General features: G+C 70.4%; 11 protein-coding genes. 2 read left to right on the forward strand and 9 right to left on the reverse strand.

All coding sequences use genetic code 11. The features are described 5' to 3' along the window. Nucleotides 1–132: 132 nt before the first annotated feature. The 8 genes from OG395_RS17995 to OG395_RS18030 all read right to left on the reverse strand — a co-directional run bounded on the left by OG395_RS17995 (nt 133) and on the right by OG395_RS18030 (nt 10,222). Nucleotides 133–2,277 carry an MMPL family transporter gene (locus OG395_RS17995; RefSeq protein WP_327243878.1) on the reverse strand — a complete coding sequence of 715 codons (2,145 nt, stop codon included), beginning with the start codon at nt 2,275–2,277 and terminating at the stop codon, nt 133–135. 64 nt (nt 2,278–2,341) lie between these two features. Continuing rightward, nucleotides 2,342–3,565 carry an FAD-dependent monooxygenase gene (locus OG395_RS18000; protein ID WP_327243879.1) on the reverse strand — a complete coding sequence of 408 codons (1,224 nt, stop codon included), beginning with the start codon at nt 3,563–3,565 and terminating at the stop codon, nt 2,342–2,344. Between the two features lie 17 nt (nt 3,566–3,582). Continuing rightward, nucleotides 3,583–3,900 carry an acyl carrier protein gene (locus OG395_RS18005; protein WP_327243880.1) on the reverse strand — a complete coding sequence of 106 codons (318 nt, stop codon included), beginning with the start codon at nt 3,898–3,900 and terminating at the stop codon, nt 3,583–3,585. Continuing rightward, complete coding sequence (locus OG395_RS18010; protein WP_327243881.1) at nt 3,897–5,636, reverse strand: fatty acyl-AMP ligase; 1,740 nt, start codon at nt 5,634–5,636, stop codon at nt 3,897–3,899. Before OG395_RS18010 ends, OG395_RS18005 begins: the two co-directional genes overlap by 4 nt. Nucleotides 5,637–5,774: 138 nt before the next feature. Continuing rightward, the gene (locus tag OG395_RS18015; protein WP_327243882.1) at nt 5,775–6,419 is read right to left on the reverse strand and encodes a response regulator transcription factor; all 645 of its coding nucleotides are present in this window, start codon (nt 6,417–6,419) and stop codon (nt 5,775–5,777) included. Beyond that, nucleotides 6,383–7,672 carry a sensor histidine kinase gene (locus tag OG395_RS18020; RefSeq protein WP_327243883.1) on the reverse strand — a complete coding sequence of 430 codons (1,290 nt, stop codon included), beginning with the start codon at nt 7,670–7,672 and terminating at the stop codon, nt 6,383–6,385. Before OG395_RS18020 ends, OG395_RS18015 begins: the two co-directional genes overlap by 37 nt. Before the next feature lie 172 nt (nt 7,673–7,844). After that, nucleotides 7,845–8,849, reverse strand: coding sequence for a methyltransferase (locus OG395_RS18025; RefSeq protein WP_327243884.1), 1,005 nt, complete (start codon nt 8,847–8,849; stop codon nt 7,845–7,847). Next, complete coding sequence (locus tag OG395_RS18030; RefSeq protein ID WP_327243885.1) at nt 8,849–10,222, reverse strand: hypothetical protein; 1,374 nt, start codon at nt 10,220–10,222, stop codon at nt 8,849–8,851. The genes OG395_RS18025 and OG395_RS18030 overlap by 1 nt, the downstream gene beginning before the upstream one ends. Before the next feature lie 165 nt (nt 10,223–10,387). On the opposite strand from OG395_RS18030, the gene OG395_RS18035 reads away from it, so the two are divergent. Next, nucleotides 10,388–11,152 (forward strand): thioesterase II family protein, encoded by a 765-nt coding sequence (locus OG395_RS18035; protein WP_327243886.1) that lies wholly within the window; start codon nt 10,388–10,390, stop codon nt 11,150–11,152. A gap of 75 nt (nt 11,153–11,227) precedes the next feature. Further along, entirely contained in the window at nt 11,228–11,422 is a 195-nt protein-coding gene (locus tag OG395_RS18040) for a hypothetical protein (RefSeq protein ID WP_327243887.1), read from the forward strand. A gap of 162 nt (nt 11,423–11,584) precedes the next feature. On the opposite strand, the gene OG395_RS18045 is transcribed toward OG395_RS18040, so the two are convergent. After that, a complete protein-coding gene (locus OG395_RS18045; protein ID WP_327243888.1) occupies nt 11,585–14,554 on the reverse strand; it encodes an AfsR/SARP family transcriptional regulator in 2,970 nt (989 codons plus the stop codon). Nucleotides 14,555–14,739: the final 185 nt, after the last annotated feature.

Consider the following 14,739-nt stretch of genomic DNA (forward strand, 5'->3'; position numbering starts at 1 on the left):
TCCCGGTGGGTAGGGCGGCCGCCGCGCCGGTCGGACCGGAGAACGCGAAGGGCCGGAAGGCTGAGCGGAACTGCCCGCCGGAGTCGTCCGGCTGAACAGGCCCCCACCTTCCGGCCCTTGGCTATATCCGGGCTATACGCCACCGCCTCGGCTGCCCGCGGGTACCGCGGCCGGTGTGGGCTGTTCGCCCGCCGCGGGCGGTGCGGTGTCCGTGCCGACGGGGCGGCCCGGCCACCAGAAGGTACGGCCGACGTCCAGGGCCAGGGCCGGGACGAGGACGGACCGCACGAGGAAGGTGTCGATCAGGACACCGATGGCCACGACGATGCCGATCTCGATGAACGCCACCTGCGGGGCCGTGGTGAGAGCGGCGAACGTCGCCGCCAGCACCGCGCCGGCGCTGGTGATGACGCCGCCGGTGGAGGTGAGTCCGCTCAGTACGCCGGCACGGTGGCCGCGGTGACCGACCTCTTCGCGGATCCGGTGGATGAGGAAGATGTTGTAGTCGACGCCGAGTGCCACCAGGAACAGGAAGCCGATCAGCATGACCTGGATGTCCACCGCCGGGAATCCCAGGACGTGCTGGAACAGCTGCCAGCTGATGCCGAGGGCGGCGAAGTAGGACAGCACCACGGTCGCCATCAGCAGCAGGGGCGCGACCAGGGCCCGGAGCAGGACGACCAGGATGAGGAAGACCACCGCGAGCACCAGTGGGATCACCACCTTGCGGTCGTGGGCCTGCGCCTCGGTCTTCTCCTGTGCCATCGCGGTGGGGCCGCCGACCTGGGCGTCGGCGCCGGGGACGGCGTGCACGGCGGTGCGGATGCGGTCGACCGTACGGGCCGCCGCCGCGCTGTCCGGGCTGTCCTTCAGTACGGCCCGGGTGCTGGCGAGAGTGCCGTCCGTGGACCTCTCGGGTGCGGCGACCTCGGCAACCCCGTCGATGCCCTTCAGCGCGGCGGCGACCGCGGGTGCGGCCCCGGCCTTGCTGATCACCTCGGCGGGCCTGCTCTGGCCGGCCGGGTAGTGGTCGGCGAGGAGTTCCTGGCCGGCGATCGAGCCGGGCTTGCCGACGATGAGGTGCTCGTCGTCGAGACCGGTCTTCAGGCCGAGCGAGCCGAGGGCCAGCACGGTGAGGACCAGGGCGGAGCCGATCCACACCAGGCGCGGACGGCGGGAGATCCTGCCGCCGACACGGTCCCACAGGCGGTGGTTGGCGTTCTTCACGGCCACTCCGGCGCGCGGCACATTGGGCCAGAAAACCCAACGTCCGAGGATCACCAGGACGGCCGGGAAGAGCGTGGTCATCGCGGCGAGACCGCAGATGATGGCGATGGCCCCGGCAGGGCCGAGCGTGTAGTTGAAGCCGACGTCCGCCTGCGTCAGGCAGAGCAGCCCGATGCTGACGGTCGCCGCGGACGCGGCGATCGCGGGGACGGCCCTGCGGACCGCGGTCTGCATGGCCTCGTGCCGGTCCTCGTGGACCCGCAGTTCCTCGCGGTAGCGGGCCAGCAGCAGCATCGCGTAGTCGGTGCCGACACCGAACAGCAGTGCCGTCACGACGATCTCGTTGCCCCCGCCGACGGTGAGCCCGAAGCCCTTGGCGAGGAGGTACGAGACGGCCTGCGTGGTGAGGAACGCGACGCCGACGGTGAGCAGGGGCAGCAACCACAGGATGGCGCTGCGATACGTGATCAGGAGCAGGGCGGCGACGACGAGGACCGTGATGAGGGTCAGCGCGCGGCCGGTCGACTCCCGGGCGTCGGCGGCGTCCAGCGAGTTGCCCGCCGGGCCGGTGAGTTTGGCTTCGAGGCCGTCCGGCCGGTCGGCGGTGGCCCGGTCCCGTACCTTCTCCGCGTTGTCCGCGAGTGCGGTGCTGTCCTCCTTGTCGAGAGGCACGAACGCGGTCAGCGCCTTGCCGTCGTCGGACGGCCTGGCCGGCCCGACCTCGCCGGCCGCGAAGCTCGCGAACTCCTTGATGTCGGAGGCCACCTTGGCCTTGTCCTCGGCGGTCAGCCCGCTGTCCCGTACGTAGACGACGATGCCGAGGGAGAGCTTGCCGTCGGCGAACCGGTCGGCGAGCCCGGCGACATCGGTGGACTCGGCCCCTCGGGGGAGCTCGATGGTCAGCTCGTCCTTCTCGATCTCCGAGAGCTGTCCGGCGAGGGGCACGGACGCGACGACGATGATCAGCCAGGTGATGAGCGTCAGCCACTTGCCCTTCCTTCCTCCCGGTAATTTCAGGAGCCGGTCGGCCCAGCGGTGCGGTCGTGACATGGGGACTCCTCGTCCAGGGTGTGGGATGTGCGGGGCACGGGCGCGTGGTGCGTAGGGGAGCGGTTCAGGCGGCGGGCTGTTCGGCGAGCGCCGCCTCCGCGTCGTGACGTTGGATCCAGGAGGTGTCGGCGACGAGCGCCTTCATCTCCTGGCCGGACTGTTTGCGGGCCTGCAGACCGGCCGGGCCGCCGCCCAGGCGCTGCGAGCCGCTGTCGCGGCTGCCCAGCTGGACCTGTGTGGTGTGGGCCAGGCGGACCGTCTCGTACCGCCGCAGTGCCGCGGCGATGTCCTGCGGACTCAGGGTCTCCCCCGCATCGGCGAGACAGGCCGCCAGGACGACGGCGTCCTCGATGGCCTGGCTGGCGCCCTGGCCGTGATGCGGAAGCATCGGGTGGGCCGCGTCACCGAGGAGCGTGGTGCGCGCGGTGCTCCAGCGGGTCAGCGGCTCGCGGTCGCACAGCGTCCAGTGGCCGGCCTTGTCCGCGACGTCGACCAGCTCCTGCACGGTGGGGTCCCAGCCCTGGAACGCCTTGGCGACCAGGTCCAGTTCGGCCGGCCTGCTCCAGGACTCGCGCCGCTGCTCCTCGTCGTTCTCGGGGATCACGGCGACGAAGGACAGCTGCTGCCCCGCGCTCACCGGGGCGGTGAGCATGCGACCGCCGGGACCGGCCCACACGTACATGTCCTGGGCGTTGAGCCGGGGCAGCCGGTCCATGGGGACGAGCCCGCGCACCGCGCAGGTCCCGGTCGGCACCAGGAGGTCCTGTCCGCCCGAAACCGCAGCGCGCATGAGGGAGTTGACGCCGTCGGCGCCGATCGCGAGATCCGCCCGTGCGGTGGATCCGTCGGCGAAGTGGAGTTCCACGCCGTCGAGGTCCTCGGCGTAACCGGTGCACCGGCTGTCCAGGCGCAGGGAGTCCGCCGGGAGCCGGGCGGCGAGCAGTGCGTGCAGATCGGAGCGGTGCACGGTGTAGTGCGGGCCGCCGAACTCGGTCTCCCAGGCGTCACCCATCGGGCGTCGGGTGAGGACCTCTCCGTCGCTCCATCGCCGGACTTCGAGCGCCTCGGGGCGTACGGCCATCTGGTGAAGGGCGTCCGCGAGGCCGAAACGGTGGAGGATCCGACTGCCGTTGGGGGCCAGATGGAGTCCGACACCCACCTCACGGAGTTCGGGGGCCTGTTCGTGGACAGTCACCCGGAATCCTCGGCGGGTCAGGGCCAGCGCGGCGGTCAGTCCGCCGATACCGGCGCCGACGATCGCGATCCTGGGGGCGATGTGCCGTGTCATCGAATCTCTCTGCTCTCTCAGGTACGACCGTTGGTGTCCGCGGTGGCCAGCTGGGCCCGGACGTGGCTGACAAGGGCGTCGACCGTGGGGTGCTCCCACACCAGGGCCGCGTCGAGCTCCAGACCGAAGCGGTCCTCCAGATCGCCGCAGAGGGCGACGGCGTAGACGGAGTCGAGGCCCATCGAGATCAGTGAGGCGTCGGGCGGGATGACCGCCGGTGGCCTTTCGAGGTAGTCGGCGACGAGTTCGATGAGCCAGTCACGTGTCGCTTCGGCGTCGAAGTCCGCGGCGTTCACGTCGGCTTCGAAGTCCACCGTGTTCGGGTCGGTCGTCATGCCTGCCTCTCGGTGGCGTACAGCGGGGTGAGCTGGTCGGACAGGTACAGCTCCCGCATCAGGGAGCGCTGGATCTTTCCGCTGGTGGTGCGGCGGACCTGGCCGGGCCTGACCAGCACGACGTGCGGGGCCTTCACGCCGAGGCTGCGGCCCATGGTGTCCTTGACGTGCGCCGCGAGACCGCTGAGCCGGCCGGGGTCGGTCTGCCCGGCCCGTATCTCCTGGACGACGACGATCTCCTCGCCCTGACCCGCCGGGCCCGGGACGGAGAAGGCGCTGCCGGTCCTGCCCTCGAAGGCCGGGTCGAGTGCGCCGACCTCGCGTTCGATGTCGTGCGGGTAGAGGTTGCGGCCCCGGACGATGAGCATTTCCTTGATCCGGCCGGTGATGAAGAGTTCCCCGTCGAGGAGCGCGCCGAGGTCCCCGGTCCGCAGGAATCCGCCGTCGTCGTCGGTGGTGGTGGCGCAAAAGAGGCGTTCGGTGGCCTCGGGGCGCTGCCAGTAGCCCTGGGTGATGGAGGGGCCCCGCACCCACACCTCGCCGATGTAGCCGTCGGTGAGCTCGTCCAGCGAGCCGGGGTCCACGATCCGTACGTCCATGCCGGCGACCTGCCCGGACCCGGCCAGGGTCACGGAGTCCTCCTCCCCGACCGGCACCATGCGGTGCTTCTCCAGGGCGGCCGGGTCGACCTGGCGCAGCACGGGTGCGCGGCCGGTCGGGGTTCCGGAGACCAGGAGGGTGGTCTCCGCCAGTCCGTAGGCGGGAGCGAAGGATTCGTAGCGGAATCCGGCGGGAGCGAAGCGGCGGGCGAAGCGCTCCATGGTGGCGGCGTCGACGGGCTCGGCGCCGTTGGCCGCGCACACCCAGCGGGAGAGGTCGAGTCCGGCGATCTGCTCGTCGGTCAGCCGCCGGACGCACAGGTCGTAGGCGAAGTTGGGGGCACAGCTGATCTGGACGTCGTACCGGTCGATCAACTGGAGCCACATGGAGGGCCGCTTGAGGAAGGAGGTGGCGGTCATCAGGACCGTGGTGGTGCCGAGGTAGAGCGGGGAGAGCACGGTCAGGATCAGGCCCATGTCGTGGAACATCGGGACCCAGCCGCAGAAGCGCATGTCCGCGTCCCAACCGAGCGCGTCGGTGAGTTCCCCGATGTTGTGCGCGATGTTGGCGTGGCTGACGATCACTCCGCGCGGATCACTTGTCGATCCGGAGGTGTATTGCAGGAATGCCACGTCGTCGGGACCGACGCCCGGGTCGGTCCAGTTCTCGGCCGGGGCGAGGTCGCCCTCGTCCGTCACGGCGTATTCCACTGCGGGAGTTCCGGGCAGGTCCAGCCAGGCCTGGACGTCGGGCAGGCTGACGCTGTCGGTCAGCACCACGGACGCCGCGCAGTCGACGGCGATCCGGGCGGTCCGCTCGGCCTGGTGGGCGTGGCCGCCCGGCACCGGGACGACGACCGGGGCGAGCCCCGCGTACAGACAGGCGACGAAGGACTTCACCAGGTCGAGGCCCTGCGGGTGCAGCAGCAGGACGCGGTCGCCGGGGCGGCAACGGGACTGGAGCCAGGCCGCGGTGGAGCGGGCGGCACGGTCCAGGCCGGCGTAGTCCAGCCGCTCGGGCGCGTGGTCCTGGGCAGCCCCGCGGAAGAACAGCACGGCGTCCCGGTCGGGAAGCTCGTCGGCGTGGCGCCGCAGCCTGCCGACCATTCCTTCGAATTCTGGCGATCCGGCTCGCATGATTCTGACACTCCCTGTCGGACCGACCGGCCCATTCATTTGGTTTCTCTGATTTCTCTGATTTCCCCGAATGAGGTCATGACTCATCGGGCGCAGCATGCCCGCGCGGGCTATACGGCGCCTATACAGCGAGAGCTGTCAGGAATTCAGATAGGCGAGGACGGCGAGAACGCGGCGATTGTCGTCGTCGGACGGTACGAGGTCGAGTTTCGTGAAGACATTCGATGTGTGCTTGGTGACGACCTTCTCGCTGACACCGAGCCGCCCGGCGATGGCGGCGTTGGAGCGGCCCTCCGCCACCAGTCCGAGAACTTCGCGTTCGCGTGCGGTGAGCCGGCCCAGGGGGGCGTCGGAGGCGTTGCCCGCCAGGAGCTTCGCCACCACATCGGGGTCCATCGCGCTGCCGCCCGCGGCCACCCGGCGTACGCAGTCGATGAACTGGCGGCTGTCGAAGACGCGGTCCTTGAGCAGATAGCCGACCCCGCCCGAACCGTCCGCCAGCAGCTCACGGGCGTAGAGCTGTTCCACGTACTGCGAGAGCACGAGCACCGGGAGGCCCGGGATCCGGCTGCGCGCCTCGATGGCGGCGCGCAGCCCCTCGTCGGTGAAGGTGGGCGGGAGCCGTACGTCGACGAGCGCGATGTCCGGCCGGTGTTCGATCAGGGCGTCCAGGAGGGCGGGTCCGGTGTCCACGGCGGCGGCGATCTCGAATCCATGGGCGGTCAGGAGGCGCACGAGCCCTTCCCTCAGGAGGAAGAGGTCTTCGGCGAGAACAATGCGCACGGGATCTCCATCGTCGCCATCGTCGGTCCGCCCTGAGGGCTGTTCACGGCAAGTATGCCGTCGAATGCGGCAATGCGACTCTCAATTCCGCGCAGCCCCGTTCCCGCGGATGCCGCGGCGCCACCCACCCCGTCGTCGGTCATGCTGATGCGCAGGGCGTCCCGGTCGTGCCTGATGTCGATCCATACCCTTCCGGCCTTCGCATGTTTCGCCACATTCGTGAGCAGTTCACTGACGGCGAAGTACGCGGCGGACTCGACGGGGGCGTCCAGCCGGCCGGGCAGGTCGACCACCACATCGACAGGGAGCGGACTGTCCAGCGCCAGGGCCCGCACGGCGTCTCCCAGACCCCGGTCGGAGAGGACCGGTGGATGGATTCCCCGTACGAGGTCGCGGAGTTCGCTCAGCGCCTTGGAGGACGAGTCCCTGGTCTCCATCAACAGGGCGCGCGCCGCCTCGGGGTTGGAGTCCAGGAGCTGTTCGACGGCATCGAGGTTCATGCCCATCGCGACGAGTCTGGCCTGCGCCCCGTCGTGGAGGTCACGCTCGATCCTGCGGAGCTCCGCCGCCTGGCTGTCGACGACGGCGCCCCGGGTGCGGGTCAAATGACCTACGCGTGCGGCGAGTTCGGCGCTCTGGCGGGGACCGAGGAGGGTGCGGGTGAAGCGGCCGTGGGCCGTGACCAGCTTGGGTCCTGCCCACAGTCCCAGCCCGATGAACATCATGCCGACGAGGGGCATCAGCCAGGTGCGCAGACCGGACTCGCCGTGCACATGGATCAGTCCTGCGTAGTGGTCGTCGTATCCGGCGGACACGAGGTCGTCCCAGACGAACGGGAAGACCAGGCCCTCCAGTCCGTAGACGAGCAGCGCCGCCGGCATGAGGGCGAGGACGGTGCCGACGACGGGGTCGGCGATCGTCCACAGCATGTCCCGCCAGGTGGCGGGGTCGGAGAGGAGTTGCCTGCAGCGTCGCCACCGGCCGAAGAAGCCGGGCTCCCCCGGCGGCAGTTCACGGTACGGCTCCGCGATCCTGACTCCCGACCAGACGTGGGCCAGCCTCCGGGACCGGTTCGCCAGCTTCCTCACGGCGGCCACGACCAGCGGCAGGAGCAGGACGCCCACGCCGAGGCCGAGATAGACCAGGGAGATCACCATCAGGACGAACAGGGCGAGCTGAGGCACCTTCTGTGCCGCCAGGGCCAGCCCCCGCAGTGGCGGCTGCCAGAGCTTGGGCGGTGCGGGTGTCGTCATCCGGGCCTCCTCGGTTCGGAACCTCTTGGTCCCTGCAGGCATCAGTCTGTCCTGCGACCGCTCCGGGATCATTGGGCCTGTCCCCCCTTTTCCAGGGGGGACCTAGGTCCCCCCTGGATGAATGCCTGGTCAAAGGCCCAGCGCGAGGACCGGGCCGGGGGTGAGCCAGGGTTCAGCGAGGGACGGCTTCGATGAGCGCGGCCCTGGCTCCCCGGTGGATGTCGGCGGTGTCGAAACCGCCCCGGTCCAGCAGGGCACGCCACTCCGACTCGGTACGCTCCCGACCGCCGAGCAGCACCAGCATGTGGAGGTCGAGCAGCGCGGCCGGATGCCGGGACCCGTCGTCGGGCACGACCTGTTCCAGGATGAGGAGCCGGCCCTGTCCGCCCATGGCCCGGCGGCAGGACTCCAGGATCCGTATCGCGCTCTCGTCGTCCCAGTCGTGCAGGATCTGGGCCAGGACATAGACGTCGCCGCCTGCGGGTACCTCGTCGAAGAAGCTGCCGCCGACGCAGTCCGCGCGGCCGTCGAGTCCGGCGTCGGCCAGGGCCTGCCGTGCCTCGTCGAGGACGTGCGGGAGGTCGAAGACGACGCCCTTCAGCCGGTCGTTGCCGTGCAGCAGGTCGGTGAGCAGGGTGCCGTTGCCGCCGCCGACGTCGACGACGCTGCCGACCGCGCTCCAGTCCCATTCCAGGAGCGGCAGGAGGCGCAGGGTCACCAGACCCGCCTGTCCCTCGTTGAAGGTGCGGGCGGCCTCGGGATGGGCGGCGAGCCACTCGAAGTACGGACTGCCGTAGACCTCGTCGAAGCCGGGCCGTCCGGTGCGCAGCGCGTGGGTCGCGGCTCCCCAGGCCTCGTACGCCTCGCCGGCCATCAGGCTGGAGAGATGGGAGAGGGAGCCGGGGGTGTCGGTACGGAGGAGGGCGCCCATGGGTGTCAGCCCGAAGGTGCCGGGCTGCTCCTCGTTCAGGATGCCCTCGGCCGCGAGGACGCGGAGGAACCGGTGCAGGGCGTCGGGGTCGGCGCCGGTCCCGGCGGCGAGTTCGGCGATGCGCTGCGGGCGGTCACCGAGCAGGTCGGGTATGCCGAGTTCGCAGACGGCGTGGATGGCCCGGGAGACGATGTACCCCATGATCTTCTGGCGCAGCTCATGGTTGTGGCGCTGTGCGTCGTCCATCAGTTGACTCCTTCTTCGGACGTGGTGTCCTCGGGGGCATCGGTTCCGGATTCGTCGCGCAGGCGCGGGAAGAGCGGTACCTGCGCGGCGGTCTTCAGATAGGAGGCACCGCTCGTGCCACCCGTGCCGGGCACGTCGCCGATGATTTTCAGCGTGAGCCCCCAGTGGTTGCGCTTCATCGCCCCCCACGCCTTGTCCAGCCGCTCCATGGCCTCGGCCACCTGTGCCGCGCGGTCGGCCGGCAGACTCGCGGCGCGCGAGGCGAACGTGGCGTCCAAGCCGGGCCCTTCGACGACCACGGCCGGGATCCTCTTGCCCGTCGGCATCGGCTGCCCGGGCACGCAGAAGGCCTCCACCTGCCGGTACCAGCGTGACTGGATGGCGCTCCTGCCGTCCGTGTAGGCGCGGATGATGGCGAACGAGTCGATCGGCATACCGGTCAGGACGCGGTACAGGATGGGCGTGGCCTCGATCCGGGCGGCCCCGTCGGCGAGCAGTTCGAGGACGGCCGGCACGTTGCCGAGTTCCAGCGCCGCTGCCGCCGCCTCGACGTCGCGGGCGACCTGCTGGTAGATGCCCTCGAAGATCTGGATGCTGCGGATGAACATCAGCTCGTCGTGCAGCCGGGTGGTGGGGATCAGCGTGAGCTCCACAGCCTTCCGGTAGAGCACGGGGAAGCTTTCGGCCGTCGACTGGGCGGCCTTGCTCGCGACGGCGGCCAGGGTGTCGGCGGCGCTCTGTCCGGTCAGCGCCGTACGCAGCTGCGCCAGGTCCTCCGACTCGGCCGCCGCGCGCGGAAGATAGTCCGCGATCCGGGTGAGCGTGCGGGCGGCGGCCCGCGTACGGGCATAGGCGCGTACGTCGTCGGGCGCGGTCGCCAGCGCCTCCGCCTCGATCGCCACGAGGTCGGCGACGGCCACCGCGGTGAAGCCGTCGATGGCCTCGGCCCGGCGTCCGGGACCGGCCTGCTCGACGAGCGAGTCGAAGACAGCGGTCCCGATGTACGAGTCGTAGTCGCCGTCCGTCCGGTCGTACGTCATCGGAAGCCAGTCCGCGAGCAGCCGCTCCTCCCCGTACGCCGGGGCGCTCACGGTGAGCTTCTCACCGACGGTACGCAGCTCGGCGAGCAGGTCGTCGTCGGCGTGATTGCGCCCTACGGCCCGGTAGTGGGCGAGCACTTCGGCGTACGGAAACGCCTGCGTCGGGGCCTTCGACCACCGTGCGAGTGCATGGCGAGCGGCCTCCGCCGAGCGTTCGGCCGGCCTGGCCCGCTCGACGGCCAGGCTCACCCCGCCGACGCCGCTGTGTCCCGGCCAGACGGTCTTCCCGGGGGCTGCCTGACCACCGCTGCGATCTTCTGTTGTGGATCCCACGGATTACCCCATATTCCCTGGATGCGGACGGGCCGCCCGCAGCTGCTCATCAGTCGGGTCTCGGGGCGAAGCATTCCGGGCGTGGCTATATTTCTTCGATATGCAGGGGGTGACGGCCTGCGGCTCGAGGATTTCACTATGATTCGGCGCCGGAGGGGATTTCTTATGGGCATTACCGCGGAAAGAAGTGATGGGCTCTGGTTCCGGCGGCTGCGGGGCACGGCCGAACCGGCCCTGCGGCTGGCGTGTTTCCCGCACGCCGGGGGCACCGCGAGCATGTTCCGGGGCTGGCGGCGGCTGCTGCCACCGGACGTCGAACTGCTCGCCGCCCGCTACCCGGGCCGGCAGGACCGGATCGCCGAACCGGTCATCGAGTCGATGGACGAACTCGCGGAGCGGATCACCGGCGCGCTGCTCGGCCTCCTCGACCGTCCGCTCGCACTCTTCGGGCACAGCATGGGATCCGCGGTGGCGTACGCCGTCGCGGCCAAGCTGTCGGCGGAGCACGGGGTGAATCCCGCGCTCCTCGTCGTCTCGGGCCGGCCGGCGCCACACCGCGTGGAACCGACGACCGTGCACCATGACGGGGACGAGGCGATCATCGAGTCGCTCCGGCGGCTGGGCAGTACGCAACTGGACGTCTTCGACGACCCGGACCTCAGGGAGCTGCTGATGCCGGCCCTGAGAGCGGACTACCGGGTCCTGGAGACGGGCAGGCCACACCACCCGGTGGCACTCGACACCCCGATCGTGGCCTGCGCGGGCATCAGCGATCCGCGATGCGGCCTCGACGGACTCAGATCCTGGGCGGAACTCACCACGTCGTCGTTCACCCATCGCGTTTTCCCTGGCGATCATTTCTATCTGGAACCGTACGAGGCGGACCTCGTCGACTATTTTTCCAAGCATTTGAGGGCGGTTCGAAATTGAACTGATATCGCTTCAAAAATAGGAGCGCCTAGCGTTACTCCTGTCGCACCCGCAAAGCCTGACGAGGAGTTGGAAATGCTCGCCACAAAGACGGTTCCCGCCACCATCGGAGCCCTGTGCACCGCCGCGCTCCTGCTGGCCGGCATGGCAGCCGCCGTGACCACGGGCCCGGCCACACCGGACGGCTTCCGGATCGCCGCCGAGCAGCCGTGGAGCGCCCCCGGCGAGGGAGGCGGCGCCACGACGCAGGACGAGCAGCCCTGGTCGTAACCGCTCGCACAAGCCCGCCGGCCCGGCCCGCGCCCCCGTCGCGGACCGGGCCGGCGTTCGTCCGCACGCGGGCAGGCGGGTCCACACCCGCCTGCACGGGCAGCACGGGCACACAGGGCACACGGGCTCACATGCCGGGTTCCCCGTCCCGCGCCCACCCCCTCAGTTGTCGAGCAGCCGGGCGAGTTCGGCGACCGGTACGGGGCTGCCGGGGCCCGCGGCCCGTGCCGCGTCGCCGAGGCGGCCGACGCGGCGCTGCCAGGCGTCGGCGCCGAGATCCGTGAAGACCGCCCGCGCCCGGCCGAGCATCCCCGCGCCCTCCCCGTCCCCCCGCGCGACGAGGATGACGCCGAGATCCACCCTGATCCTGGCCTGAAGGAATCGGTCGGCCAGGTCCTCGGCCACGCGCAGCGCGTCCTGAAGACAGCTCTGCGCGTCGTCGAGCAGCTCCTGCCTCCACAGCGCCTCCCCGAGCCCCCGCAGCGCGAACACTTCGCCGACGGTGTCGCCTTCGACGCGGGACAGCCCCAGTGCGGTCCGGCAGTGCTCCGCCGCCCTGGCGGGTTCGCCGTTACGCATCTGGGCCTCGGCCAGCCGGTAGGTGTTCTGCGCCTCGCCCCTGAGGAATCCGGCCGCACGGCTCATCGAGACGGCCTCGGCGCTCAGGATGATGCCCTCACTCACCCGCCCGGACTCCAGTTCGATCTGCGCCATCAGGCCGAGGACGTAGCTCTCGGACATCAGATCACCGACCTTCCTGAAGCCGCGCAGCGCCTCCTCGGCATGGCGCAGGGCCGGCCCCAACTCGCCCCGGAACCGCCCGCACAGAGCCAGATTTCGTCGTACGAGCGCGAGCCCGTGCTCCTCGCCCTGTTCGTCGAAGAGCTGCTGGGCGGGGTTCAGCCAGGCCTCCGCCGCCGCGTACCTGTTCTGGTAGATCTCCAGGGAGCCGAGGGACTGGAGCATCGCCGCCTCACCGATGCGGTCGCCGGTGCGGCGGGCGGCCTCCAGGGCGTGGCTGGCGCAGGTGCGCCAGTCCTCCAGGTAGTTGTGGGTGGAGAACAGGGTGCTGCTGCTCATCGTCAGGTCCCAGGCCTGCGCGGAGCGGTCGGTGCGCGCCGCCTGCTCGACGACCGCGACGACCGCGGCGCGCTCGGACTCGAACCAGGCCATCGGGTCGGCAAGCAGGTCGTCGACCATCTCCCCGGGCAGGGACAGGCGCGGCGCGGGCCCGTGGATGATCGTGTAGTCACCGCCGTGCGCCCGCCGGTGTGCGGCATCGGCAAGAGAAAGCCAGGTGCCGAAGGCCCGGTCGAGGGCGGCGTCGCGTTCCTGCTCGGTCTCCTCGGCCTGCGCGCACTCCCAGCCGAACAGCCGCAGCAGATCCTGGAAGCGGTAGCGGATGGCACCGTCCGTGTCCCCGGTAACAACCTCCAGCAGCTGGGCGTCGACGAGTTGCTCGATGAGTGTCTCGGCGGTCGCCGGATCGGTGTCGAGGACGGCGGCGCCCACCCAGGAGGTGAAGTCGGGTACGGCGAGCAGGCCGAGGCGCCGGTACATCCGGGCGGCGGCCGGCGGCAGCGCCCGGTAGCTGAGCCGGAATCCGGCGCGTACCCCCTGGTCGCCCTGGCTGAGTTCGTCCAGCCGCAGCCGCTGGTCGGAGAGCCGGTTGACGAGGGTCCGCACGGACCAGTGCGGCTTGGCGGCCAGCCGGGCACCCGCGATGCGCAGGGCGAGCGGCAGCCGGTCGCAGAGCTGACTGAGGAGTTCGGCGCCTGCCGGGTCGGCGACGATCCGCTCCTCGCCCGCGACCTTCCGGAGCAGCCGGATGGCCTCGTCCTGGTTCATGACGTTGAGCCCGATGCGGCGTACGGCGTAGTCGCCGGTCAGCCCGTCGAGCGCGTCCCGCCCGGTGATCAGCACACAGCATCGGCCGTTTCCCGGCATCAGCAGACGGACCTGCTGATACGAGGCGGCGTTGTCGAGCACGATCAGGACCCGTCTGCTGCCCAGGACGCTGCGGTACAGGGCGGCGCGTTCGTTCGGGTCGGTCGGGACCTGCGGGCCGGGCACCCCGAGCGCCCGCAGAAAGCGGTCGAGGACGGCGCTGGCCGCCGTGGGGTCGTCATGCTCGTCGTACCCCCGCAGATCCGCGAAGAGCTGGCCGTCGGGGAACTGCTCGGCGACCTGGTGGGCCCAGTGCACGGCGAGTGCCGTCTTGCCCACCCCGCTCACCCCGGAGATGGCACCCACGGCGAGGGGCGCGTGGCCCCGCCGCTCGTCGAGCAGCCCGTCGAGCAGGGCGAGCTGAGCCGCCCGCCCGGTGAAGGCCGCTCCCCCGGCGGGAAGCTGCGCGGGTAAGGAGACGGTCGGCGCGGCGATATGGCGCACGGTCAGTTCCGGTGCGTCCCGCAGTACTTGGTCGTGCAGCTCCTGGAGTGCGGGGCCCGGCTCGATCCCCAGCTCCTCGACGAGCAGCTGGCGTGCCTCGCGGAACACTTCGAGCGCTTCGGCCCTGCGCCCCGACCGGTAGTGGGCGAGGATCAGATGGGCACGCGCCTGTTCGCGCAGCGGGTGCTCCTTGACCAGCCCGGCGAGCTCCCCGATGAGCGAGCGGTGCTGGCCCAGTTGCAGACGTAGCCCGGCCAGCTCCTCGTACGCGTCGAGGCGGAGCTCATCGAGCGTCGCCGCACCCTCCTCGGCACCGTTGATGCCGTCGAGCGCGGGCCCGCGCCACAGGTTCAACGCACTCTCCAGCACGGCCCCGGCCTCCGCGGCCTGCCCACGCCGGATCAACTCCCGCCCCCGCCGCACCTCTTCCTCGAACTCCAGCGAATCGACGACATGGTCGCCGGTCGCCAGGATGTAGCCGGGATGTGCCGTGACGATGAGATCGTCCACATTCGCCTCGGACTCGAACGTCTTGCGCAGCCCCGAGACACAGATCGCGATCTGGTTCCTCGACGTCGACGGTGGACTCCCCTGCCAGACCGCCCTGATGAGGCTGTCCACCGAGACGACGCGGTCGGGCGACAGCAAGAGCATGGCCAGTACGGTCCGCTGCCGTGCTCCCCCCACCGAGATTGTGCGTTCGCCTGCGTTGACGACCAGTTGCCCCAGAATTCTGAACACCAACTGCTGCGACAAAAAACTCCCCCGTCCCCCGTCCCCACGGATCAGTCTGACTGCAGACAATCAGACTGGCCACAAAAAAAGACCAAAAAGATCACAGCATCGTCGCGACCATGGAGGTTGCGCGGGCAATCATGTCAACCGGGAAGGGGCCTGGCGATGCGAGAAGGGAACGGATCCGGACA

The organism is Streptomyces sp. NBC_01320 (assembly GCF_035974375.1).
Lineage (GTDB): Bacteria > Actinomycetota > Actinomycetes > Streptomycetales > Streptomycetaceae > Streptomyces > Streptomyces yanii.

Excerpts from the sequence above, each read along its gene's own strand:
- OG395_RS18035 (WP_327243886.1), top strand. The coding sequence starts at position 10,388 with ATGGGCATTACCGCGGAAAGAAGTGATGGGCTCTGGTTCCGGCGGCTG.
- OG395_RS18000 (WP_327243879.1), bottom strand. The coding sequence starts at position 3,565 with ATGACACGGCACATCGCCCCCAGGATCGCGATCGTCGGCGCCGGTATC.
- OG395_RS18040 (WP_327243887.1), top strand. The coding sequence starts at position 11,228 with ATGCTCGCCACAAAGACGGTTCCCGCCACCATCGGAGCCCTGTGCACC.
- OG395_RS17995 (WP_327243878.1), bottom strand. The coding sequence starts at position 2,277 with ATGTCACGACCGCACCGCTGGGCCGACCGGCTCCTGAAATTACCGGGA.
- OG395_RS18010 (WP_327243881.1), bottom strand. The coding sequence starts at position 5,636 with ATGCGAGCCGGATCGCCAGAATTCGAAGGAATGGTCGGCAGGCTGCGG.
- OG395_RS18005 (WP_327243880.1), bottom strand. The coding sequence starts at position 3,900 with ATGACGACCGACCCGAACACGGTGGACTTCGAAGCCGACGTGAACGCC.
- OG395_RS18020 (WP_327243883.1), bottom strand. The coding sequence starts at position 7,672 with ATGACGACACCCGCACCGCCCAAGCTCTGGCAGCCGCCACTGCGGGGG.
- OG395_RS18025 (WP_327243884.1), bottom strand. The coding sequence starts at position 8,849 with ATGGACGACGCACAGCGCCACAACCATGAGCTGCGCCAGAAGATCATG.